General features: G+C 69.2%; 12 protein-coding genes. 11 read left to right on the top strand and 1 reads right to left on the bottom strand.

Annotation, left to right across the window (positions count from 1 at the left end):
* The first annotated feature begins 459 nt into the window (after positions 1-459).
* Positions 460-879 carry an alternative ribosome rescue aminoacyl-tRNA hydrolase ArfB gene (gene arfB / locus ACFOM9_RS09990; RefSeq protein ID WP_386709764.1) on the top strand — a complete coding sequence of 140 codons (420 nt, stop codon included), beginning with the start codon at positions 460-462 and terminating at the stop codon, positions 877-879.
* A 24-nt stretch (positions 880-903) separates the two neighbouring features.
* Positions 904-1,512, top strand: coding sequence for a lysophospholipid acyltransferase family protein (locus tag ACFOM9_RS09985; RefSeq protein ID WP_386709761.1), 609 nt, complete (start codon positions 904-906; stop codon positions 1,510-1,512).
* 132 nt (positions 1,513-1,644) lie between these two features.
* Here the strand turns inward: ACFOM9_RS09985 and ACFOM9_RS09980 are convergent, their stop codons facing one another.
* Positions 1,645-2,388 carry a helix-turn-helix domain-containing protein gene (locus ACFOM9_RS09980; protein WP_386709758.1) on the bottom strand — a complete coding sequence of 248 codons (744 nt, stop codon included), beginning with the start codon at positions 2,386-2,388 and terminating at the stop codon, positions 1,645-1,647.
* Positions 2,389-2,600: 212 nt separating this feature from the next.
* On the opposite strand from ACFOM9_RS09980, the gene ACFOM9_RS09975 reads away from it, so the two are divergent.
* The 9 genes from ACFOM9_RS09975 to dcp all read left to right on the top strand — a co-directional run bounded on the left by ACFOM9_RS09975 (position 2,601) and on the right by dcp (position 17,658).
* Positions 2,601-4,619, top strand: coding sequence for a serine hydrolase (locus ACFOM9_RS09975; protein ID WP_386709755.1), 2,019 nt, complete (start codon positions 2,601-2,603; stop codon positions 4,617-4,619).
* A 69-nt stretch (positions 4,620-4,688) separates the two neighbouring features.
* Complete coding sequence (locus ACFOM9_RS09970; protein ID WP_386709752.1) at positions 4,689-5,693, top strand: dipeptide epimerase; 1,005 nt, start codon at positions 4,689-4,691, stop codon at positions 5,691-5,693.
* A 13-nt stretch (positions 5,694-5,706) separates the two neighbouring features.
* Positions 5,707-6,834: a DUF819 family protein gene (locus tag ACFOM9_RS09965; RefSeq protein WP_386709749.1), complete on the top strand. Its 1,128-nt coding sequence runs from the start codon at positions 5,707-5,709 to the stop codon at positions 6,832-6,834.
* Between the two features lie 152 nt (positions 6,835-6,986).
* The gene (locus ACFOM9_RS09960; RefSeq protein WP_386709746.1) at positions 6,987-8,747 is read left to right on the top strand and encodes an N-acyl-D-amino-acid deacylase family protein; all 1,761 of its coding nucleotides are present in this window, start codon (positions 6,987-6,989) and stop codon (positions 8,745-8,747) included.
* 196 nt (positions 8,748-8,943) lie between these two features.
* Positions 8,944-11,328: a TonB-dependent receptor gene (locus ACFOM9_RS09955; protein ID WP_386709743.1), complete on the top strand. Its 2,385-nt coding sequence runs from the start codon at positions 8,944-8,946 to the stop codon at positions 11,326-11,328.
* A gap of 98 nt (positions 11,329-11,426) precedes the next feature.
* Positions 11,427-12,440 carry a DUF1611 domain-containing protein gene (locus ACFOM9_RS09950; RefSeq protein ID WP_386709740.1) on the top strand — a complete coding sequence of 338 codons (1,014 nt, stop codon included), beginning with the start codon at positions 11,427-11,429 and terminating at the stop codon, positions 12,438-12,440.
* A 136-nt stretch (positions 12,441-12,576) separates the two neighbouring features.
* Positions 12,577-13,701 (top strand): YkvI family membrane protein, encoded by a 1,125-nt coding sequence (locus tag ACFOM9_RS09945; protein ID WP_386709737.1) that lies wholly within the window; start codon positions 12,577-12,579, stop codon positions 13,699-13,701.
* A gap of 19 nt (positions 13,702-13,720) precedes the next feature.
* Positions 13,721-15,304 carry a serine hydrolase gene (locus ACFOM9_RS09940; protein WP_386709734.1) on the top strand — a complete coding sequence of 528 codons (1,584 nt, stop codon included), beginning with the start codon at positions 13,721-13,723 and terminating at the stop codon, positions 15,302-15,304.
* 179 nt (positions 15,305-15,483) lie between these two features.
* Complete coding sequence (dcp, locus tag ACFOM9_RS09935) at positions 15,484-17,658, top strand: peptidyl-dipeptidase Dcp (RefSeq protein ID WP_386709731.1); 2,175 nt, start codon at positions 15,484-15,486, stop codon at positions 17,656-17,658.
* Positions 17,659-17,695 lie beyond the last annotated feature (37 nt).

Genomic DNA, 17,695 nt, shown 5'->3' with positions numbered 1-17,695 from the left:
CCGATCCGGTCGTCCGGCATGGGCGCCGCCGCGGCTTGCGCGGCGCCGGGCTCGGGGCCGGAATCGGATTCCCGCGTCCGCCACTGGACCGCGACGCCGGTGAAACCCTGTGCGACCAGATACTCGCCGGCGCGCTCGGCAAAGGTGCGCTTGTCCGGCGCCGCGAGCAGCCGTTCCACGGCGTGGCCCAGGCGCCGTCCACAGTCGCCCAGGGCGTCGATCTGCATCGGTGCGTTTTCCAGGTCCATTTCCGCTCCCGCCGGCGCGCGGGTCCAAGCCCATGCCGGCTGTACGTCCCGATATCGGCCAGGCCGCACCGAACTGAAGGCCGGCGACGCCGACGACCGCAGCCAGGCCGGGCGGCCCGGGACACGCATCCACCGGTGTGGGCGATCCAGGAAAAGCGCGCAACGGGTCGGCGCAGCGCCCGCCCTCTACAATCGTCGGCGGAGGACTCCCATGACCCAGCCGGCGATCGCCATCCCGGAACATGAAATCGTCGAGCGCTTCGTGCGGGCCGCGGGCCCCGGCGGGCAGAACGTCAACAAGGTGTCCACCGCGGTGGAGCTGCGGTTCGACATCGCCCGGTCGCCGTCGCTGCCCGAGCCGGTGCGCGAGCGCCTGCTGGCCCGGCGCGACCGCCGCGTCACCGGCGACGGCGTGCTGGTGCTCAACGCGCAGCGCTTCCGTACCCAGGAACGCAACCGCCAGGACGCGCGCGAGCGGCTGGCGCATTTCATCGAGTCCGGCCTGCATGCGCCCAAGCCGCGCCTGGCGACGCGGCCCACGCGCGCGTCCAAGCAGCGCCGCCTCGACGCCAAGCGCGAACGCAGTACCATCAAGCGCGGCCGCGGCACCGGCGGCCGCGACTGGGACTGACCGCCGGCCAAGCCAGGGGAACGCATGACGCCAACGCACGACGACGTGGTCCTGCCACTGCCGCCGAACGCCCCGCGGGTGAAGCCCAGCCGCATCGCCCGCTGGCTGGGACGCACGATCCTGAAGCTCGGCGGCTGGCGCATGGCCGGGGCGTTGCCCGACATCCCGCGGCTGGTGCTGATCGGCGCGCCGCATTCGTCCAACTGGGACGGCCTGTGGGGCTTCGCGGCCAAGCTCGCGCTGGGCGTCGACATCCGCGTGCTGGGCAAGGATTCGCTGTTCCGGATCCCGGTACTGGGCTTCCTGCTCAGGCGCCTGGGCGTGATCCCGGTGGATCGCAAGGCCGCGCAGGGCGTGGTCGAGCAGGCCGCCGCGCTGATCCACGGCAGCGATCGCTTCTGGTACGGGCTGGCGCCCGAGGGCACGCGCAAGCGGGTGGAACGCTGGAAGACCGGCTTCTGGAAGATCGCCAAGGCCGCCGACGTCCCGGTGCTGCGTATGTACTTCCACTACCCCGACCGCATCATCGGCTTCGGGCCGCTGTTCCACCTGACCGACGACATGGCCGCGGACATGGCCGCGATCCGCGCGTGGTACCGGCCCTGGATGGGGAAGAATCGCGGCACCGTCTGAGCGACGTGTGCGGCGGCTTGCCGTTTCGGAATCTGGCGCGACGCGGACGGCACAGCGGCTACAGCATGGCGGACCCAGCGGCGAAGCGCCGGGATTGCGCCGACGCATCACGCCCCGGCGCGCTGGCTTCCCTCAGCGCGCGGGCTTGGACTTGCCCGCGGCCGTGCCCGCCACTCGCGCGCGCCGCGCGCGCGGACTTGCAGGCTTGGGGGCCGGCGCCGCGATCCGCCTGGCCGCGGGCGGGGGCGGCGAGGTGTCTTCGCCGTGCAGCGTCATCAGCGATTCCAGCAGCTGCTCGTCGGCGCTGGAGCACACGCCGAGCAGCAGCGCTTCATCGCAGCCCGCCGCGGCGATATAGGCATGGCCCATGTTGGAATCGATGTAGACCGACTCGCCCGGCCCGAGCACGATCGGGTCGTAGAACTCGGTGTGCACCTCGACCTTGCCTTCGAGCACGTGGATGTACTCCTCGCCGGAGTGGCGCACCAGGTCGCCGAACTCGCGGATGCTGTTGGCGCGCACCCGCGTGAGCACCGGGATCATGCGCTTGCGGCGCAGTTCCGGGCACAGGTAGTAGTAGTCGTAGTTGGGCGTATTGACGCGGATCGCGTCCTCGATCCGGCCGATGCTGCGGCGCGCGGTCACCGCGGGCTCGGCGGCCTCGTCCTGCTCGGCGAACAGTTCCGACATGCGGATGTTGAGCCGCTGGCTGAGTTGCAGCAGCTTGTCGTAGGTGAGGGTCAGCCGGTCGTGCTCGACCTTCGACAGCGTCGACAGCGGGATGCCGCAGCGCTCGCTCATTTCCTTGAGCGTCCAGCCGTTGCGGGCGCGCAGTCCGCGCAGCAGGCTGCCGATGGTGGGGTGTTGCGAGGTCATGCGTCGTGGCTCCTGCGGTGCTGCGCGCCGGGACCGGCGCCGGGCGTTCGGGCCCATGGCGCCCATTATCCGCCACGCGAACGTATTTGCCAGACGGGTTGACAATTCTCTGATCAGGATCATTATTGCGAAACAGAGCAATCCTTCGGTGGTGGCGGTGAGTCCGCGGCCGCCGGTCCAACTGCCCACGGGCATGACGGGGAGACATGTCGATGCGTGCGATCTGGTTCGTTTCGGTTCTCTTGTTGTCACTGGCGGCGTTCTCGCCCGCGCGACCGGCATCGGCGCAGGCCCCGGCGCTGGCCAAGCCCCAGGCAGCGGTCCCAGCCGCAGAGGACGCTGTGCCGCCACCGCCGCCCGCCGCCGACGGCCGACCCGCGCTCACCCGCGCCGACCTGGAAGCCTGGCTGGACGGCTACATGCCGTACGCGCTGCAGACGGGCGACATCGCCGGCGCGGTGGTGGTGGTGGTCAAGGACGGCCAGGTGCTGCTGCAGAAGGGCTACGGCTACGCCGACCTGGCCAAGCGCACGCCGGTGGATCCGGCCAGGCACCTGTTCCGGCCCGGCTCGATCTCCAAGCTGTTCACCTGGACGGCGGTGATGCAGCTCGTCGAGCAGGGCAAGCTCGACCTGGACGCCGACCTCAACCAGTACATCGACTTCAAGGTTCCCCCGCGCGACGGCAAGCCGGCCACGCTGCGCCAGGTCATGACGCACACCGTGGGCTTCGAGGAGCAGATCCGCGGCCTGATCACCAGCAATCCCGATGAAATCGTGCCGCTCGGCGAGGCGCTCAAGCGCTGGGTGCCCGAGCGCATCCATGAACCGGGCACCACGCCGGCATATTCCAACTACGCGACCGCGCTGGCGGGCTACATCATCGAGCGGGTGTCGGGCGAAACCTTCGACGACTACATCGACCGGCACATCTTCGCGCCGCTGGGCATGGCGCATTCGAGCTTCCGCCAGCCGCTGCCGCCGGCGCTGCTGGCGAACATGTCGAAAGGCTACGAGCGCGCCTCCGACGGAAAGCCGAAGGGCTACGAGTTCATCAGCCTGGCGCCGGCCGGCAGCCTCGCCGCCACCGGTCCGGACATGGCGAAGTTCATGATCGCGCACCTGCAGGACGGTGCCTACGGCGACGCCCGCATCCTTCGCGCGGAGACCGCACGCAAGATGCACACCACCGGCCAGGCGTCGGTCGGTTCGCTCAACCGGATGATGCTGGGCTTCTACGAGACATCGATGAACGGCCATCGCGCGATCTCGCACGGCGGCGACACGAGCTGGTTCCACAGCGACCTGCAGCTGTTCCTCGACGACGGCATCGGCATTTTCGTGTCGATGAACAGCGCCGGCCGGGACGGCGCGCCGCTGCTGATCCGCGACAACCTCAGCAAAGGCTTCGCCGACCGCTACCTGCCCGGCCCGCCCGCTCCGAAAGCCGCCGTGTCCGCCGCCGACGCGAAGCTGCATGCGCAACAGATCGCAGGCGCCTACGGCAGCAGCCGCCGCCCCGACAGCAACTTCATGTCGCTCCTCAACCTGCTCGGCGCGGTCAAGGTCTTCCCCAACGAGGACGGCACCATCGGCGTGTCGATGGCGCTCGACGCCTCCGGCGCGCCGAAGAAATGGCGGGAGATCGAGCCCTACCTGTGGCAGGACGTCGCCAGTGGCGACCGCCTGGCCGCCGACGTGGTCGATGGCCAGGTCACGCGTTTCAGCATGGAGCCGTATGCGGCGATCATGGTGTTCCAGCGCCTGCCCTGGTGGAAGTCGCCCGCACTGGTGTTGCCGCTGCTGGGGTTGAGCCTGCTGGCGCTGCTCGCCACCGTCCTCGCGTGGCCGCTGTCGGCCTTCGTCCGCCGCCACTACGGCGTGTCGTACCGCCTCTCGGGCAGCGATGCGCGTGCGCACCGCATCGTCCGCATCGCCGCGCTGGCAGTGCTGCTGGTGACGCTCGGCGCCTTCGGCCTGGTGCTGTTCATGATGAGCGACCTCGAGCGCCTCGGCCCCGGCAGCGACATCCTGGTCCACGCCGTGCGCCTGCTCGCGCTGGTGGTGCTGCCGCTGGGCGCACTCGCCGCGCTGTGGAACTGCTGGCAGGTCTTGCGCAGCCGTCGCCGTCGCTGGGCCAAGGCGTGGAGCATCGTGCTGGCGCTGGCCTGCCTGTTCCTGCTGTGGATCGGCATTGCCCACCACCTGCCCGGATACGGCGCCTTCTACTGATCCCGCTTCCGACCGACGCGGGCCGGCGACATTCCCGCCCGCCCGCATCCCCAACCTGCCCGGACGCCCGTGAGCCTGCAACTCGAACTGCACAACGAACCGCTGCCGCTGTCGGCGCCGTTCCGCATCTCCGGCTACGTCTTCAACGCCATGCCGGCGACGGTGGTGACCCTGCGCGACGGTGCGCACATCGGCCGCGGCGAGGCGGCCGGCGTGTACTACAACGACGACCGCCCCGAAGGCATGCTGGCCACGCTGCAATCGCTGCGCGCGCGCATCGAAGCCGGCGTCGACCGCGCCGCCGCCAACGCCCTGCTGCCGCCGGGCGGCGCGCGCAACGCGCTCGACTGCGCGCTGTGGGAACTCGAATCCCGGCGCAGCGGCGTCCCGGTCTGGAAACTGGCCGGGCTCGACGGCGTGCGACCGCTGCTCACCACGTTTACCGTCGGCGCCGACGAACCGCACGTCATGGCCGAACGGGCCGCATCCTACGCCGGCGCGCGCGCCCTGAAACTCAAGCTCACCGGCGAAGCGGGTCTCGATGGCCGGCGCGTGCACGCCGTGCGCCGGCGCTGCCCGGACGCGTGGATCGGCGTCGACGCCAACCAGGGCTACGACGCGGCCACGCTGCCGGCGTTGCTGCCGACGCTGGTCGAGGCGGGCGTATCGCTGCTCGAGCAGCCGTGCCGGCGCGGGCACGAGGCCGACCTCGACGGCATCGAACGCGTGCTGCCGATCGCCGCCGACGAGAGCATCCTCGATCTGGCCGAACTCGAGGCGCGGCATGCGCGCTTCGAGGTCATCAACATCAAGCTCGACAAGTGCGGCGGATTGACCGAAGGCCTGCGCATGGCACGACGCGCGCGCGAACTGGGCAAGCAGGTGATGGTCGGCAACATGGCCGGCTCCAGCCTGGCGATGGCGCCGGCGTTCGTGCTCGGCCAGTTCTGCGACGTGGTGGACCTGGACGGGCCGGTGTTCCTGAAACAGGACCGCACGCCGGGCGTGGTCTACCGCGACGGCTTGATCGAGTGCCCCGATGCGGTCTGGGGCGCGGGGGCCGCCGCGGAATGATCGGCCACCCACCATGGCGTTGATCCCCGCCGACAATACCTTCGCGCTGCTCGCCGTCTTCTTCGCGATCACGGTCATCGGCGCCACGCTCGAAAAAACCAAGGCCGGGCAGCGCGTCTCGGGGGTGATGTTCGTCATCGCCCTGGCCATCGCGCTGGCCAATTTCAACGTCATCCCGGCGTCGGCGCCGGCCTATGACGTGATCTGGACCACCCTGGTCCCGCTCGCCATCGCGCTGTTCCTGGTGCGCGCCGACCTGGTCAGCATCGTCGTCGAAGGCGGACGCACGCTGGTTGCCTTCCTGTTCGGCGCGGTCGGTGTGGTCGCGGGCGCGTGGGCGGGTGCGGTCTTGCTCGACCTCGGCCCGCACGAGGCCGAGTACGCCGCGGTGTTCAGTGCCACCTACGTCGGCGGATCGCTCAATTTCGCCGCCGTCGCCGAAGCGATCGGGTTCCGCGACCCGACCAGCCTCGCCGCCGGCGTGGCGATCGACAACGTCGTCGGCCTGGGCTATTTCCTGTTCATCGGCGCGGCTGCGACCTGGCCGTCGTTCAAGGGCCGGTTCGCCTGGCGGACCGACCACCTGGGCGAGCCGCTGGAAGGCGACGACGCCGCGCAACGCATTCCCACCGTCATCGACCTGGCGGTGGCGCTCGGCCTGGCGACGCTCGCCTGCGCGCTGGGCACGGCGACCGCCGACGCGCTGGGCCAGCCCAGCTACGCGATCCTCTACATCACCGTGCTCATGGTCGCGATCGCGACGCTGGGACGCCGCTGGCTCAGGTCGCTCGCCGGGCCGGAGCTGGTGGCGACGTTGTTCATGTACCTGTTCTTCGCCCTGCTGGGCGCGGGTGCCGACATCGGCGCGCTGCTGGGTGCGGCGCCGGCGCTGTTCGCCTACGTGCTGATCATCTTCGCGGTGCACATGGTCTTCATCCTGGCCGGCGCGCGGTTGTGCCGGCTCAACCATGCGGAAATCGTGATTGCGTCGACGGCCTGCATCGGCGGGCCACCGATCGCGATCGCGTTCGCCGTGCTCTTTGGCTGGCGGCGCCTGGCGGTGCCGGCGGTGGCAACCGGCGTGCTGGGCTACGTGCTGGGCAATTTCGTCGGCATCGGGCTGTTCGAAGTGCTCGCCTGAGGATGCAGGGCAGGGATCGCAGTCGTTGCTCGGCGATGCGTGAAAGCGTCGGGCAGGATTTCGTGGACGAGGCGGCCGACGTTCCGCGCCTTGCCAGCGCTGGCCACGGACCGGATGCGTCGAACCGCCGCACATTCCAACGGAGACTGGTGATGGCTCGACTGGCCGCATCCCTGCTTCCCGCCGCGCTGGCGATCGCGCTGGCGGGCTGCGCATCGGCGTTTCCCGGGCGCGACGTCTCCGCAGGCGCACCCGTCGCCGCCGCCCCGGCGCCGCGTTACGACCTGCTGATCCGCAACGGCGTGGTCTACGACGGCAGCGGCGCTGCGCCACAGCACGTCGATGTCGCGGTGCGCGGCGATCGCATCGTGGCGCTGTTGCCGACCGGCAGCGGTGGGCCGGCCGCGCGGGTATTCGACGCCGGGGGCAGGGCCGTCGCGCCGGGATTCATCAACACCTTGAGCTGGGCGGTCGATTCGCTGGTTGCCGACGGACGCGGGATGAGCGACACGAAGCAGGGCGTCACCCTGGAGATTTTCGGCGAAGGCTGGTCTTGGGGTCCCTACACCGAGAAGATGCGCGCCGATGCGGTCGCCCAGCAGGTGGATATCGAATATCCCGTCGAATGGACCACGCTCGGTGAATACCTCGACTGGCTTGCCGCGCGCGGCGTCACTCCCAACGTCGCCTCGTTCGTCGGTGCCACCACGGTGCGGATCCATGAGCTTGGCGAAGACGACGTCAAGCCCGACCCCGCGCAGCTCGCGCGCATGCAGGACCTGGTGCGCCAGGCCATGCACGAGGGCGCGCTGGGCGTTGGCGCTTCGCTGATCTATCCGCCGGCCACGTTCGCCGACGGCCGCGAACTGACCGCGCTCGCCCAGGCCGCGGCTGAATCCGGTGGCGGCTACATCGCGCACATGCGCAGCGAGGCCGACCGCCTGCTTGAAGCGTTGGACGAAACCATCGCCATCGCCCGCGCCACCGGCGAGCGTGCCGAGGTCTACCACCTCAAGGCCGCGGGTGAGAAAAACTGGCAGAAGATGGCCCAGGCGATCGCGAAGATCGACGCCGCACGCGGCCAGGGCCTCGAGGTCAGCGCCAACATGTATGCCTATACCGCAGGTGCCACGGGCCTCACGGCGGGCCTGCCGCCGTGGGTCCAGGCCGGCGGGCTGCAGGCGATGATCGTGCGCCTGAAGGACCCGGCGATCCGCGAGCGCGTCGTCGCCGAGATGCGGGACCCTGGCGCCGGCTGGGAGAACATCCGCCTGCTTGCCGGCTCCGACGATCGCGTGCTGCTGCTCGGCTTCAAGAACGACAAGCTCAAGCCGCTCGCCGGCAAGACCCTGGCCGAGGTCGCGCGGCTGCGCGGCAAGTCCGCCGAGGAAACGGTCCTCGACCTGATCAGCGAGGATCAGTCGCTGGTGGGAGCGGCGTATTTCCTGATGAGCGAGGACAACGTCGAGCTGGGCCTGGAGCAGCCCTGGGTGAGCCTGGGATCGGACGCCGAATCGTCCGCGCCGCAGGGCGTGTTCCTGAAGTCCAGCACGCACCCGCGCGCCTACGGCAACTTCGCGCGCTTCCTTGGCCACTACGTGCGCGACCGCAGGCTGATGACCCTGGCCGAGGGCGTGCATCGGCTGACCGGGCTGCCGGCGCAGAACTGGAAACTCCAGGGCCGGGGCTGCCTCGCCGTCGGGTGCTACGCCGACATCGTGGTCTTCGACCCCGAAGCGATCGCCGACCACGCCAGCTACGAGCAGCCGATGCAATACGCCACCGGAGTCCGCGACGTGTTCGTCAACGGCGTGCAGGTGCTGCGCGACGGGGAACACACCGGAGCGATGCCGGGGCGCGTCGTCCGCGGCCCGGGCTGGCGGGGAAGCGCTGCCAAGGGCAGCCGGCGATGAGCGGCGAGCGCCGGGATGCCCGCGCTCGCCGATCTTTCGAGCCGTTGGTCCGGCGTCGCGAGACAGGTTGACATTTCTCTAATCAGGATCAATAGTCCCCGACGGGACAAATATGCCTGAATGGACCCGCGCCACTGCGCGGTGCTCCGCGCCTGGTTCCGGTCATCGAATGCACCACTGTCGGGGGACACGCACGATGCAACATTCCAATTCCGCAAGGTCGACCCGTCGCTCGCCGCTGGTCGTCGCCATCGCCGGCGCGTTGGCACTGGCATCCAGCGGCGCCGTGCTCGCGCAGGACCCAGCTGGCGCGCCGCCCAATGCAGAGCCGGTCGACGCGAGCGCGGCGAATCCGGACCAGGCAAGCGCCGGCAACGAACCGACCAACCTCGGCAGGATCACCGTCACTGCCAACAAGCGCGTGGAAAACATCAACGAGGTGGCGTCGGCGATCAGCGTGCTGGACGGCGAGCAGCTGGAGAAAGTCAGCGCCACCCAGCTCAGCGATTACGCGGATTACATCCCCGGATTCCAGGCGGTGTCGCTGGGCTCGCCCGGCAAGACCATCATTTCGATGCGCGGCATCGCGCCGCTGTCGTCCGGCTCCACCATCGGCACCTACATCGACGAAACGCCGCTGGGTTCGAGCGGCCTGTACCAGCGCGCGACGCAGCTGGCCCTGGACCTGCTGCCCTACGACATCGAGCGCGTCGAGGTGCTGCGCGGACCGCAGGGCACCCTGTACGGGGCAGGCGCCATGGGCGGCCTGTTGAAGTACGTCACGCGCGAGCCGGATCTTTCCGAGACCGAGTTCCGCGTCGGCGCCGGCGTCTCGAGCGTGCAGGACGGCGAGATCGGCAAGACCGTCCGCTTCGGCGCCAACCTGCCGATCACCCGCGACCGGCTCGGCCTGCGGCTGAGCTACACGCGCAACGAGATCCCGGGTTACGTCGACAATACGATCAGCGGCGAGGACGACATCAACGACGGCACCCAGACCAGCGCGCGCGCGGCGCTGCTGTGGCAGGGCGATGCCGTCAGCCTGAAGCTTTCGGCGATGCGCCAGACCGCGGACACCGACAACGATGGCAACGTCGCGCTCGACCCCGCCACCGGCGATGCGATCGACGGCGACCTGACCAACCGGATCTGGTTCGACGAAACCTTCCGCAGGGACATGGATTTCTACGCCGGTACGCTCGACTGGGACCTGGGCTGGGCGGACTTCATTTCCGCGACCGGCTTTTCGAAGACCAAGGCCTTTTTCCGCGCGGACTCCACCGTCGAATACGGCCAGTTCACCAATCTCGGACTCGGCCTGCCCGATCCGGGCAGCGCGTACTTCGACAACGCCCTGACCCTGGAGAAGTTCACCCAGGAGTTCCGGCTGACGTCCAAGTCCGGATCGCCGTTCGAATGGCTGCTGGGCGCGTTCCATACCCGGGAGACCGGCAACAACACCCAGTTCATCGCGCTGCGGCAACTCGATGGCAGCCCGTTGCCGGCGCCGTACGACGGCATCGCCGGGACCCTGGCCTACCTGGAAATCCCCACCGAGTACCGCGAAACCGCGGTCTTCGCCAATGCTTCGTACCGGTTCACCGAGCGCTTCAAGATCGGTGCCGGCGTGCGCTATGCGAAGAACGACCAGGACTTCAGCCAGAACGTGTCCGAAGGCATCCTGCTGCCCATCGCCGACACGGACAACAGCTCCAGCGAGGATGTGTTCACCTGGAGCGTGAGCCCGCAATTCCAGCTCGACGACGACACGCTGCTGTACGCCAAGGTCGCCACCGGCTACCAGCCCGGCGGACCCAACGTGGTCCTGCCGGGTATCCCGCCGGCGGTGGATTCCTCCACCCTGACCAGCTACGAGCTGGGTTTGAAGGGACTGTTCGCAGACGCGCGGCTGCAGCTGGACCTGGCGGCCTATCGCATCGACTGGGAAGACATCCAGATCATCACCTACTTCAACGGCAACTCGGGGCTGGCCAACGGCGGCAAGGCACGGAGCCAGGGACTCGAACTGTCCACGCGGTTCCGCGCCACCAGCAACCTGCAGCTCGGGTTCAACGCCAACTACACCGATGCCACGCTCAGCGAGGACCTGCCGCCGCTGTTCATCCCGTCCCCGCCCTACGTCGTGCAGCTCAACAACGGCCTGGAGGGCGACACGCTGCCTTATATCCCGAAATATTCCTGGTCGGCGACCGCGGACTACTACTTCGAGCTCGGCGGCGGCTGGGAAGGCAACGTGGGCGGCGGCGTCCGCTGGGTGGACGACCGTCCGACCGGCACCAGCGAACGCCAGGTCATCAGGACCGACACCACGCCCGCGGTGGTGGTGGACGATACGACGACCCCGGCGATCGAGGTCGGCAGTTACAGCTCGCTGGACCTGTACGCGGGCATCGCCAACGACAGCTGGTCGATCCGTGCGTACGTGAAAAACGTCACCGACGAGCGCGCGTACCAGACGATCGCCAACAGGACCAATGCGCTGACCGACGAAGTGCCGTTCCAGGTCGGCACGCCGATCCGTCCGCGCACGTTCGGCATCGAAGTCGATTACCGGTTCTAGGCATCCGTGCAGTCCAGGTCGATGGCGTCCACCGCGCAGCCGCCCGCCAGGAGCGCCGGCACGGCGCCGTGGCCTCGCTCCCGCGGGCCGGAGCGCACATGATGCAGGCGCTTCCCGGCCCCTACCTGCTGTTTCTTGGCGACATCAGCGAACCCAGCTACGCCAAGACCGCCTTCGGCCTGCGCGACTGGGCGCCGGAACGCTGCGTCGGCGAACTGCGCTGCGATGGTGCGGGCGTGACCACCGGCCTGGCACCGATGGCGCCGGCGGACGCGTACGCCGCGGGCGCGCGCTCGCTGGTGATCGGAGTGGCCAATGCGGGCGGTCACATCCCGGTGTCCTGGATGCCGTCGCTGCTGCAGGCGATGGAGGCAGGCCTGGACATCGTCAGTGGCATGCACACGCGACTGGCCGACGTCGCGCCGCTGCGCGATGCCGCCCAGCGCCTTGGTCGCCGCCTCATCGACGTGCGACAGCCGCCGTCGGGCATCCCGGTCGGGTCGGGCCGCCGACGCAGCGGCAAGCGCCTGCTCACGGTCGGCACCGACTGTGCGCTGGGCAAGAAATACACCGCGCTCGCGCTGGCACGCGCGTTCGCCGCGCGCGGGATCGACGCCGATTTCCGGGCCACCGGCCAGACCGGCATCCTGATCGCCGGCGGCGGCGTGCCGATGGACGCGGTGGTGTCCGACTTCGCCGCGGGCGCGGCGGAAATGCTGTCGCCCGATGCGGCCGCCGGTCACTGGGACGTGATCGAAGGACAGGGCTCGCTGTTCCATCCGGCCTACGCCGGCGTGTCGCTGGCACTGCTGCACGGCAGCCAGCCCGACGTGGTGGTGGTCTGCCACCAGCCCGGGCGCGAACGCGTGCTCGGGCATCCGGACTTCGCGTTGCCGACCATCGAGGACACCATCGCCCTGGCGCTGCAGCTCGGGCGGCGCACCAACCCGGCGATCCGCTGCGGTGGCGTCAGCCTCAACACCTCGCACCTGGACCCGACCGCTGCGCTGCGCCTGCTCGACGACGAGCGCGAGCGGCTGGGCTGCGCAGTCGCCGACCCGATGCGCGGCGGCGCGGCGTTCGAGCGCCTGGTGGAGGATTGCCTGGCATGAGTCCGGCGCCCGCCTGCGATGCGATCGATGCACGTCACGCGGCGCCACGGCCTGTCATTCCGCGCCGCGCGGGGAATCCTGCCGTCACCGCGACCCGGCCATCGCGCCGGGGAACCGCACTGCACACGGGAACGCCATGAGCGCAGCGCCAAGCTGGTTCCAGCGCTACCTGCTGCCCGGCTTCGTCTTCCAGGCCGCGGTGATCGCCGGCGGCTACGCCACCGGGCGCGAACTGGTGGAGTTCTTCCTGCCGGCCGGGCCGTGGGGGGGGCTGCTGGGGATGCTGGTCAGCATGCTGGTGTGGAGCGCGGTGCTGATGGCCAGCTTCGAACTGGCACGCGTTGCGCGCGCCTACGACTACCGGTCGTTCTTCCAGGTCCTGCTCGGCCGCGGCTGGTTCGTGTTCGAGATCGGCTACTTCCTGCTGATGATCGTGATCCTGGCGGTGATGGGCGCGGCCGCGGGCGAGATCGCCCACAGCCTGTTCGGGCTGCCCAGGCTGGCCGGTTCGCTGGCGATGATCGCCGCCACCGGCGCGCTGCTGTTCTTCAACGCCACGGTGATCGAGAAATTCCTGACGATCTCGGTGGGGTACCTGTACCTCGTCTACTTCGCGTTCGTGGTGTGGAGCGTGGCTGCGTTCGGCGATCGCATCGAAGCCAGCTTCGCGTCGATGCCGGTGGGCGAGGGCTGGTTCACCGCCGGCGTGACGTACGCCGGCTACAACGTCGCCACGATTCCCGCGGTGCTGTTCTGCGTCCGTCATCTCGCCCGTCGCCGCGAGGCGCTGGTGGCCGGCGCACTGGCCGGGCCGCTGGGCATGCTGCCGGGCGTCGTGTTCTACATCGCGATGATGGGCTACCCGTCCGAGATCGCCGACGTCGCGCTGCCGTCCGCGTTCCTGCTGGCCAAGCTGCAGGCGCCCTGGTTCGAGTGGGCGTTCCAGCTCGCGGTGCTGCTGACCCTGGTCGATACCGGCGTGGCGCTGCTGCACGCGATCAACGAGCGGGTGGCGAAGTCCTACGACGCGCGACGGCGGCCGATGCCGCAGGCGCTGCGCCCGGCGATCGCGATCGGCGTGATGCTGGTGGCGGTGTACGCCGCGAGCGCCGTCGGGCTGGTCGACCTGATCGCGAAGGGCTACGGCACGCTGACCTGGCTGTTCCTGGCGATTTACGTATTGCCGCTGATGACCTGGGGGATCTGGCTGCTGTGGCGCCGGCCCGGTCGCCTCGCCGCCGAACCCCATGAGCAGACCTAGGGAGATCAGGATGATGGCCATGTCGAAATGCCTGCGGCTTGTCGCGATCGCGACAAGCCTGCTGTGCGCCGCAGCCGCCGTGGCCGCGCCCCCGGACGGCTTCGATGCGCGGGTCGAGGCGGCGATGCGATCGCGCGACGTCCCGGGCATGGCGATCGCGATCGTCGAGGAGGGCGCGGTCGTCAGCGCGAAGGGCTATGGGGTGCGCAAGCTCGGTGGGTCCGCGCCGGTGGACGCCGACACCATTTTCCCCACCGGTTCCACCGGCAAGGCCGTCACCGCGGCGGCGCTGGCGATCCTGGTCGACGACGGCAAGCTCGGCTGGGACGACAGGGTCATCGACCACCTGCCGGACTTCCGGATGTACGACCCGTGGGTCACCCGCGAGATGACCGTGCGCGACCTGCTGCTGCATCGCAGCGGCCTGGGCCTGGGCGCGGGCGACCTGCTGTACATCCCGCGCACCTCGCGCAGCCGCCGCGACATCGTGCGCGCGCTGCGCGACATCGAGCCGGCGACCAGTTTCCGCAGCGGCTATGCCTACGACAACATCCTGTACGTGGTCGCCGGCGAGCTGGTGTCCGAGGTCAGCGGCACGCCGTGGGAGCAGTTTGTCTGCGACCGCATCTTCAAGCCACTGGGAATGAAGACGGCGGTGAGCGACGAGGCCGATCGCTTCGCCACGGCCAACCGCGCGCAGCCGCACGCGCGCCTGGATCCGCGCCTGCGCGGCTTGGGCAAGCAGCAGGTGTTGCCCGAGCGCGAAGGTCTGGGCCAGGTGGCGGCGCCGGCCGGCGGCCTGTCGTGGAGCGCCAACGACTGGGGGCGCTGGATGCAGGCGCAGCTCGCGCTTGGCGCGCTTCCCGGCGGCGACAAGCGCGTCTGGAGCGAAGCGAGCGCGCGCGTGATGTGGTCGCCGCAGGTGCCGATCGCGATCCATTCCTACCCGGCGCCGATCACCGACATCACCCCGCAGTTCTCCAGCTATGCCCTGGGCTGGAACGTGCAGGACTACCGCGGCGTGAAGGTGCTGCAGCACGGCGGCGCGGTGTTCGGCGCGCTCGCCTTCGTGGTGATGGTGCCCGAGCGCAAACTCGGCATCGCGATGCAGATCAATTCCGAGGACGTGGAGACGATGCGCGCCCTGGGCTACGAGCTGCTCGACCACTACCTGGGGTTCGAGTCGCGCGACTGGGTCACGGCTTTCGAGACCTGGAACCGCGAGCGCCTCGCCGGCGGATTGGCGGCGCTGGAAGGCATGCGTGCGGACGAGCGCAACGCGTCGCGGCCCTCGCTGCCCGTGGCGGCTTACGCCGGCGACTACGCCGATCGCTGGTACGGCCCGATCGCGATCACCGAGCGCAGCGGCGCGCTGCGCATCGACTTCAGGCAGACGCCGAACATGGCCGGCAAGCTGGAGCACCATCAGTACGACACGTTCATCGCGCGCTGGGACGACGCGGCCCTCGAGCCTGCCTACGTCACCTTCAGCCTCGACGCCGAAGGCAAGGTCGCGCGCATCACCATGAAGGCGGTGTCGCCGCTGGCCGACTTCAGCTACGACTACCAGGACCTGCTGTTCAAGCCGGTGCCCGGCGACTGAGTCCGGACAGCGAGCCTCGTTGCCGCGCTGCGCCCGCCGGGCGCGGCGCGGGTGGCGTCTTCGGCGCCCGCACGGCGGGCTGAACCAATTGCACATGCCCGGACCCGCCCCGGGCGCTACCCTGTGCGGCTTCCGCCCATGCCTGCCCACAGCACGCCCGCCCACAGGAGTTGCCACCCATGACGCGACCGCTCGCGCTCGCCGCTGCCATCACCCTCGCCCTCTCGGCGTGCAACGGCCAGGCCCCCGAATCCCCGTCTCCCGAACCGAAGACCGAAGCCGCCGCCGTGACTCCCGCCGCCACCGAGAACCCCTTGCTGGTCGCCAGCACCCTGCCGTTCCAGGCGCCGCCGTTCGACAGGATCCAGGATGCCCACTACCTGCCGGCGTTCGAGGAGGGCATGAAGCAGCATCTGGCGCAGATGCGCAAGATCGCCGACAACCCGGAACCGGCGACGTTCGACAACACCATCGTGGCGATGGAGAAGACCGGCGAGACCCTCGGCCGCGTCGCGCGCATCTTCTTCGGCCTGGCGCAGGCCGACACCAACGACGCACGCCAGAAGATCCAGGAAGAGATCGCGCCCAAGCTGGCCGCGCACCAGGACGAGATCAACCTCGATCCCAAGCTGTTCGCGCGGGTGAAGTCGATCTACGACCAGCGCGACAAGCTCGACCTCGACCCGGTGCAGAAGCGCCTGGTCGAACGCGACTACGAGGACCTCGTCCGCGCCGGCGCGCAGCTGTCCGACGCCGACCAGGCGACGATGCGCAAGCTCAACGTCGAGGAAAGCTCGCTGTCGACGAAGTTCCACGCGATGCTGGTCGCCGCCGCCGCCAAGGGCGCGGTGGTGGTGGACGACAAGGCGAAGCTCGACGGCCTGTCCGACGGCGACATCGCCGCCGCGGCGCAGGACGCCGCCGCCCGCAAGCTCGACGGCAAGTGGCTGTTCGCGCTGCAGAACACGACCCAGCAGCCGGTGCTGGCGTCGCTGAAGGACCGCGAACTGCGCGCAAGGATCCTCGAAGCCTCGATGACGCGGACCGAGCACAACGACGAGAACGACACCCGCAAGACCATCCAGCGCCTGGCGCAGCTGCGCGCGCAGAAGGCCAGGCTGCTGGGCTTCGACACCTTCGCCGCCTACCAGCTGGGCGACCAGATGGCCAAGACGCCGGAAAACGCGCTCAAGCTGCTCACCGACACCGTGCCGGCGGCCACCGCGAAGGCGAAGAGCGAGATCGCCGAGATGCAGAAGGTGATCGACGCCCAGGCCGCCGCGTCCAAGACCGAAGGCTTCAAGCTGGCCGCCTCGGACTGGGATTTCTATGCCGAGCAGGTGCGCAAGGCGCAGTACGACCTCGACGAGTCGCAGATCAAGCCCTACTTCGAACTCGACAACGTGCTGCAGAACGGCGTTTTCTACGCAGCCGGCCAGCTCTACGGCGTCACCTTCAAGGAGCGCAAGGACATCCCGGTCTACCACCCGGACGTGCGCGTGTTCGAAGTGTTCGACAAGGACGGCAGTTCGCTGGCCCTGTTCTACACCGACTACTTCAAGCGCGACAGCAAGTCCGGCGGCGCGTGGATGGACGTGTTCGTCGATCAGAACGGCCTGACCGGCACCAAGCCGGTGGTCTACAACGTCGCCAACTTCACCAAGCCGGCGGAGGGCCAGCCGGCGCTGCTGAGCTTCGACGACGTCACCACGATGTTCCACGAGTTCGGCCACGCGCTGCACGGCATGTTCTCGGACGTGAAGTACCCGTCGATCTCCGGCACCAGCACCTCGCGCGACTTCGTCGAGTTCCCCTCGCAGTTCAACGAGCACTGGGCGACCGATCCCAAGGTGTTCGCCAACTACGCCAGGCACTACAAGACCGGCGAGGCGATGCCGCAGGCGCTGGTCGACAAGATCAAGAAGTCGCGCACCTTCAACCAGGGCTACGCCACCACCGAATATCTGTCGGCCGCGCTGCTCGACATGGCCTGGCACACCCTGCCGGCCGATGCGCCGCTGCAGGACGTCGACAAGTTCGAGGCGGAGGCCCTGAAGAAGTTCAAGGTAGACCTGCCGGAAGTGCCGCCGCGCTACCGCACCAGCTATTTCGACCACATCTGGGGCGGCGGCTACTCGGCCGGCTACTACGCCTATTTCTGGTCCGAGGTGCTGGACGACGACGCGTTCGAGTGGTTCAAGGAGCACGGCGGCATGACCGCTGAGAACGGCCAGGCCTTCCGCGAAAAGATCCTCTCGCGCGGCAACACCGTCGACCTCGCCACCCTGTACCGTGATTTCCGCGGCAAGGACCCGAGCGTCGAGCCGCTGCTGGAGAGCCGCGGGCTGAAGTAGAGCCGCAATGTAGCCTGCAGCGAAAAAGGGGTGGCTT

The organism is Luteimonas notoginsengisoli, assembly GCF_042648885.1.
Classification (GTDB): domain Bacteria; phylum Pseudomonadota; class Gammaproteobacteria; order Xanthomonadales; family Xanthomonadaceae; genus Luteimonas; species Luteimonas notoginsengisoli.
The sequence above is the reverse complement of the archived record's forward strand: the minus strand, read 5'-3'. Positions and strand labels throughout refer to the sequence as shown.

What these genes read in the sequence shown, in the direction of transcription:
- dcp (WP_386709731.1), top strand. Translation starts at nt 15,484, where the DNA reads ATGACGCGACCGCTCGCGCTCGCCGCTGCCATCACCCTCGCCCTCTCG.
- arfB (WP_386709764.1), top strand. Translation starts at nt 460, where the DNA reads ATGACCCAGCCGGCGATCGCCATCCCGGAACATGAAATCGTCGAGCGC.
- ACFOM9_RS09975 (WP_386709755.1), top strand. Translation starts at nt 2,601, where the DNA reads ATGCGTGCGATCTGGTTCGTTTCGGTTCTCTTGTTGTCACTGGCGGCG.
- ACFOM9_RS09985 (WP_386709761.1), top strand. Translation starts at nt 904, where the DNA reads ATGACGCCAACGCACGACGACGTGGTCCTGCCACTGCCGCCGAACGCC.
- ACFOM9_RS09940 (WP_386709734.1), top strand. Translation starts at nt 13,721, where the DNA reads ATGTCGAAATGCCTGCGGCTTGTCGCGATCGCGACAAGCCTGCTGTGC.
- ACFOM9_RS09965 (WP_386709749.1), top strand. Translation starts at nt 5,707, where the DNA reads ATGGCGTTGATCCCCGCCGACAATACCTTCGCGCTGCTCGCCGTCTTC.
- ACFOM9_RS09980 (WP_386709758.1), bottom strand. Translation starts at nt 2,388, where the DNA reads ATGACCTCGCAACACCCCACCATCGGCAGCCTGCTGCGCGGACTGCGC.
- ACFOM9_RS09955 (WP_386709743.1), top strand. Translation starts at nt 8,944, where the DNA reads ATGCAACATTCCAATTCCGCAAGGTCGACCCGTCGCTCGCCGCTGGTC.
- ACFOM9_RS09950 (WP_386709740.1), top strand. Translation starts at nt 11,427, where the DNA reads ATGATGCAGGCGCTTCCCGGCCCCTACCTGCTGTTTCTTGGCGACATC.
- ACFOM9_RS09960 (WP_386709746.1), top strand. Translation starts at nt 6,987, where the DNA reads ATGGCTCGACTGGCCGCATCCCTGCTTCCCGCCGCGCTGGCGATCGCG.
- ACFOM9_RS09945 (WP_386709737.1), top strand. Translation starts at nt 12,577, where the DNA reads ATGAGCGCAGCGCCAAGCTGGTTCCAGCGCTACCTGCTGCCCGGCTTC.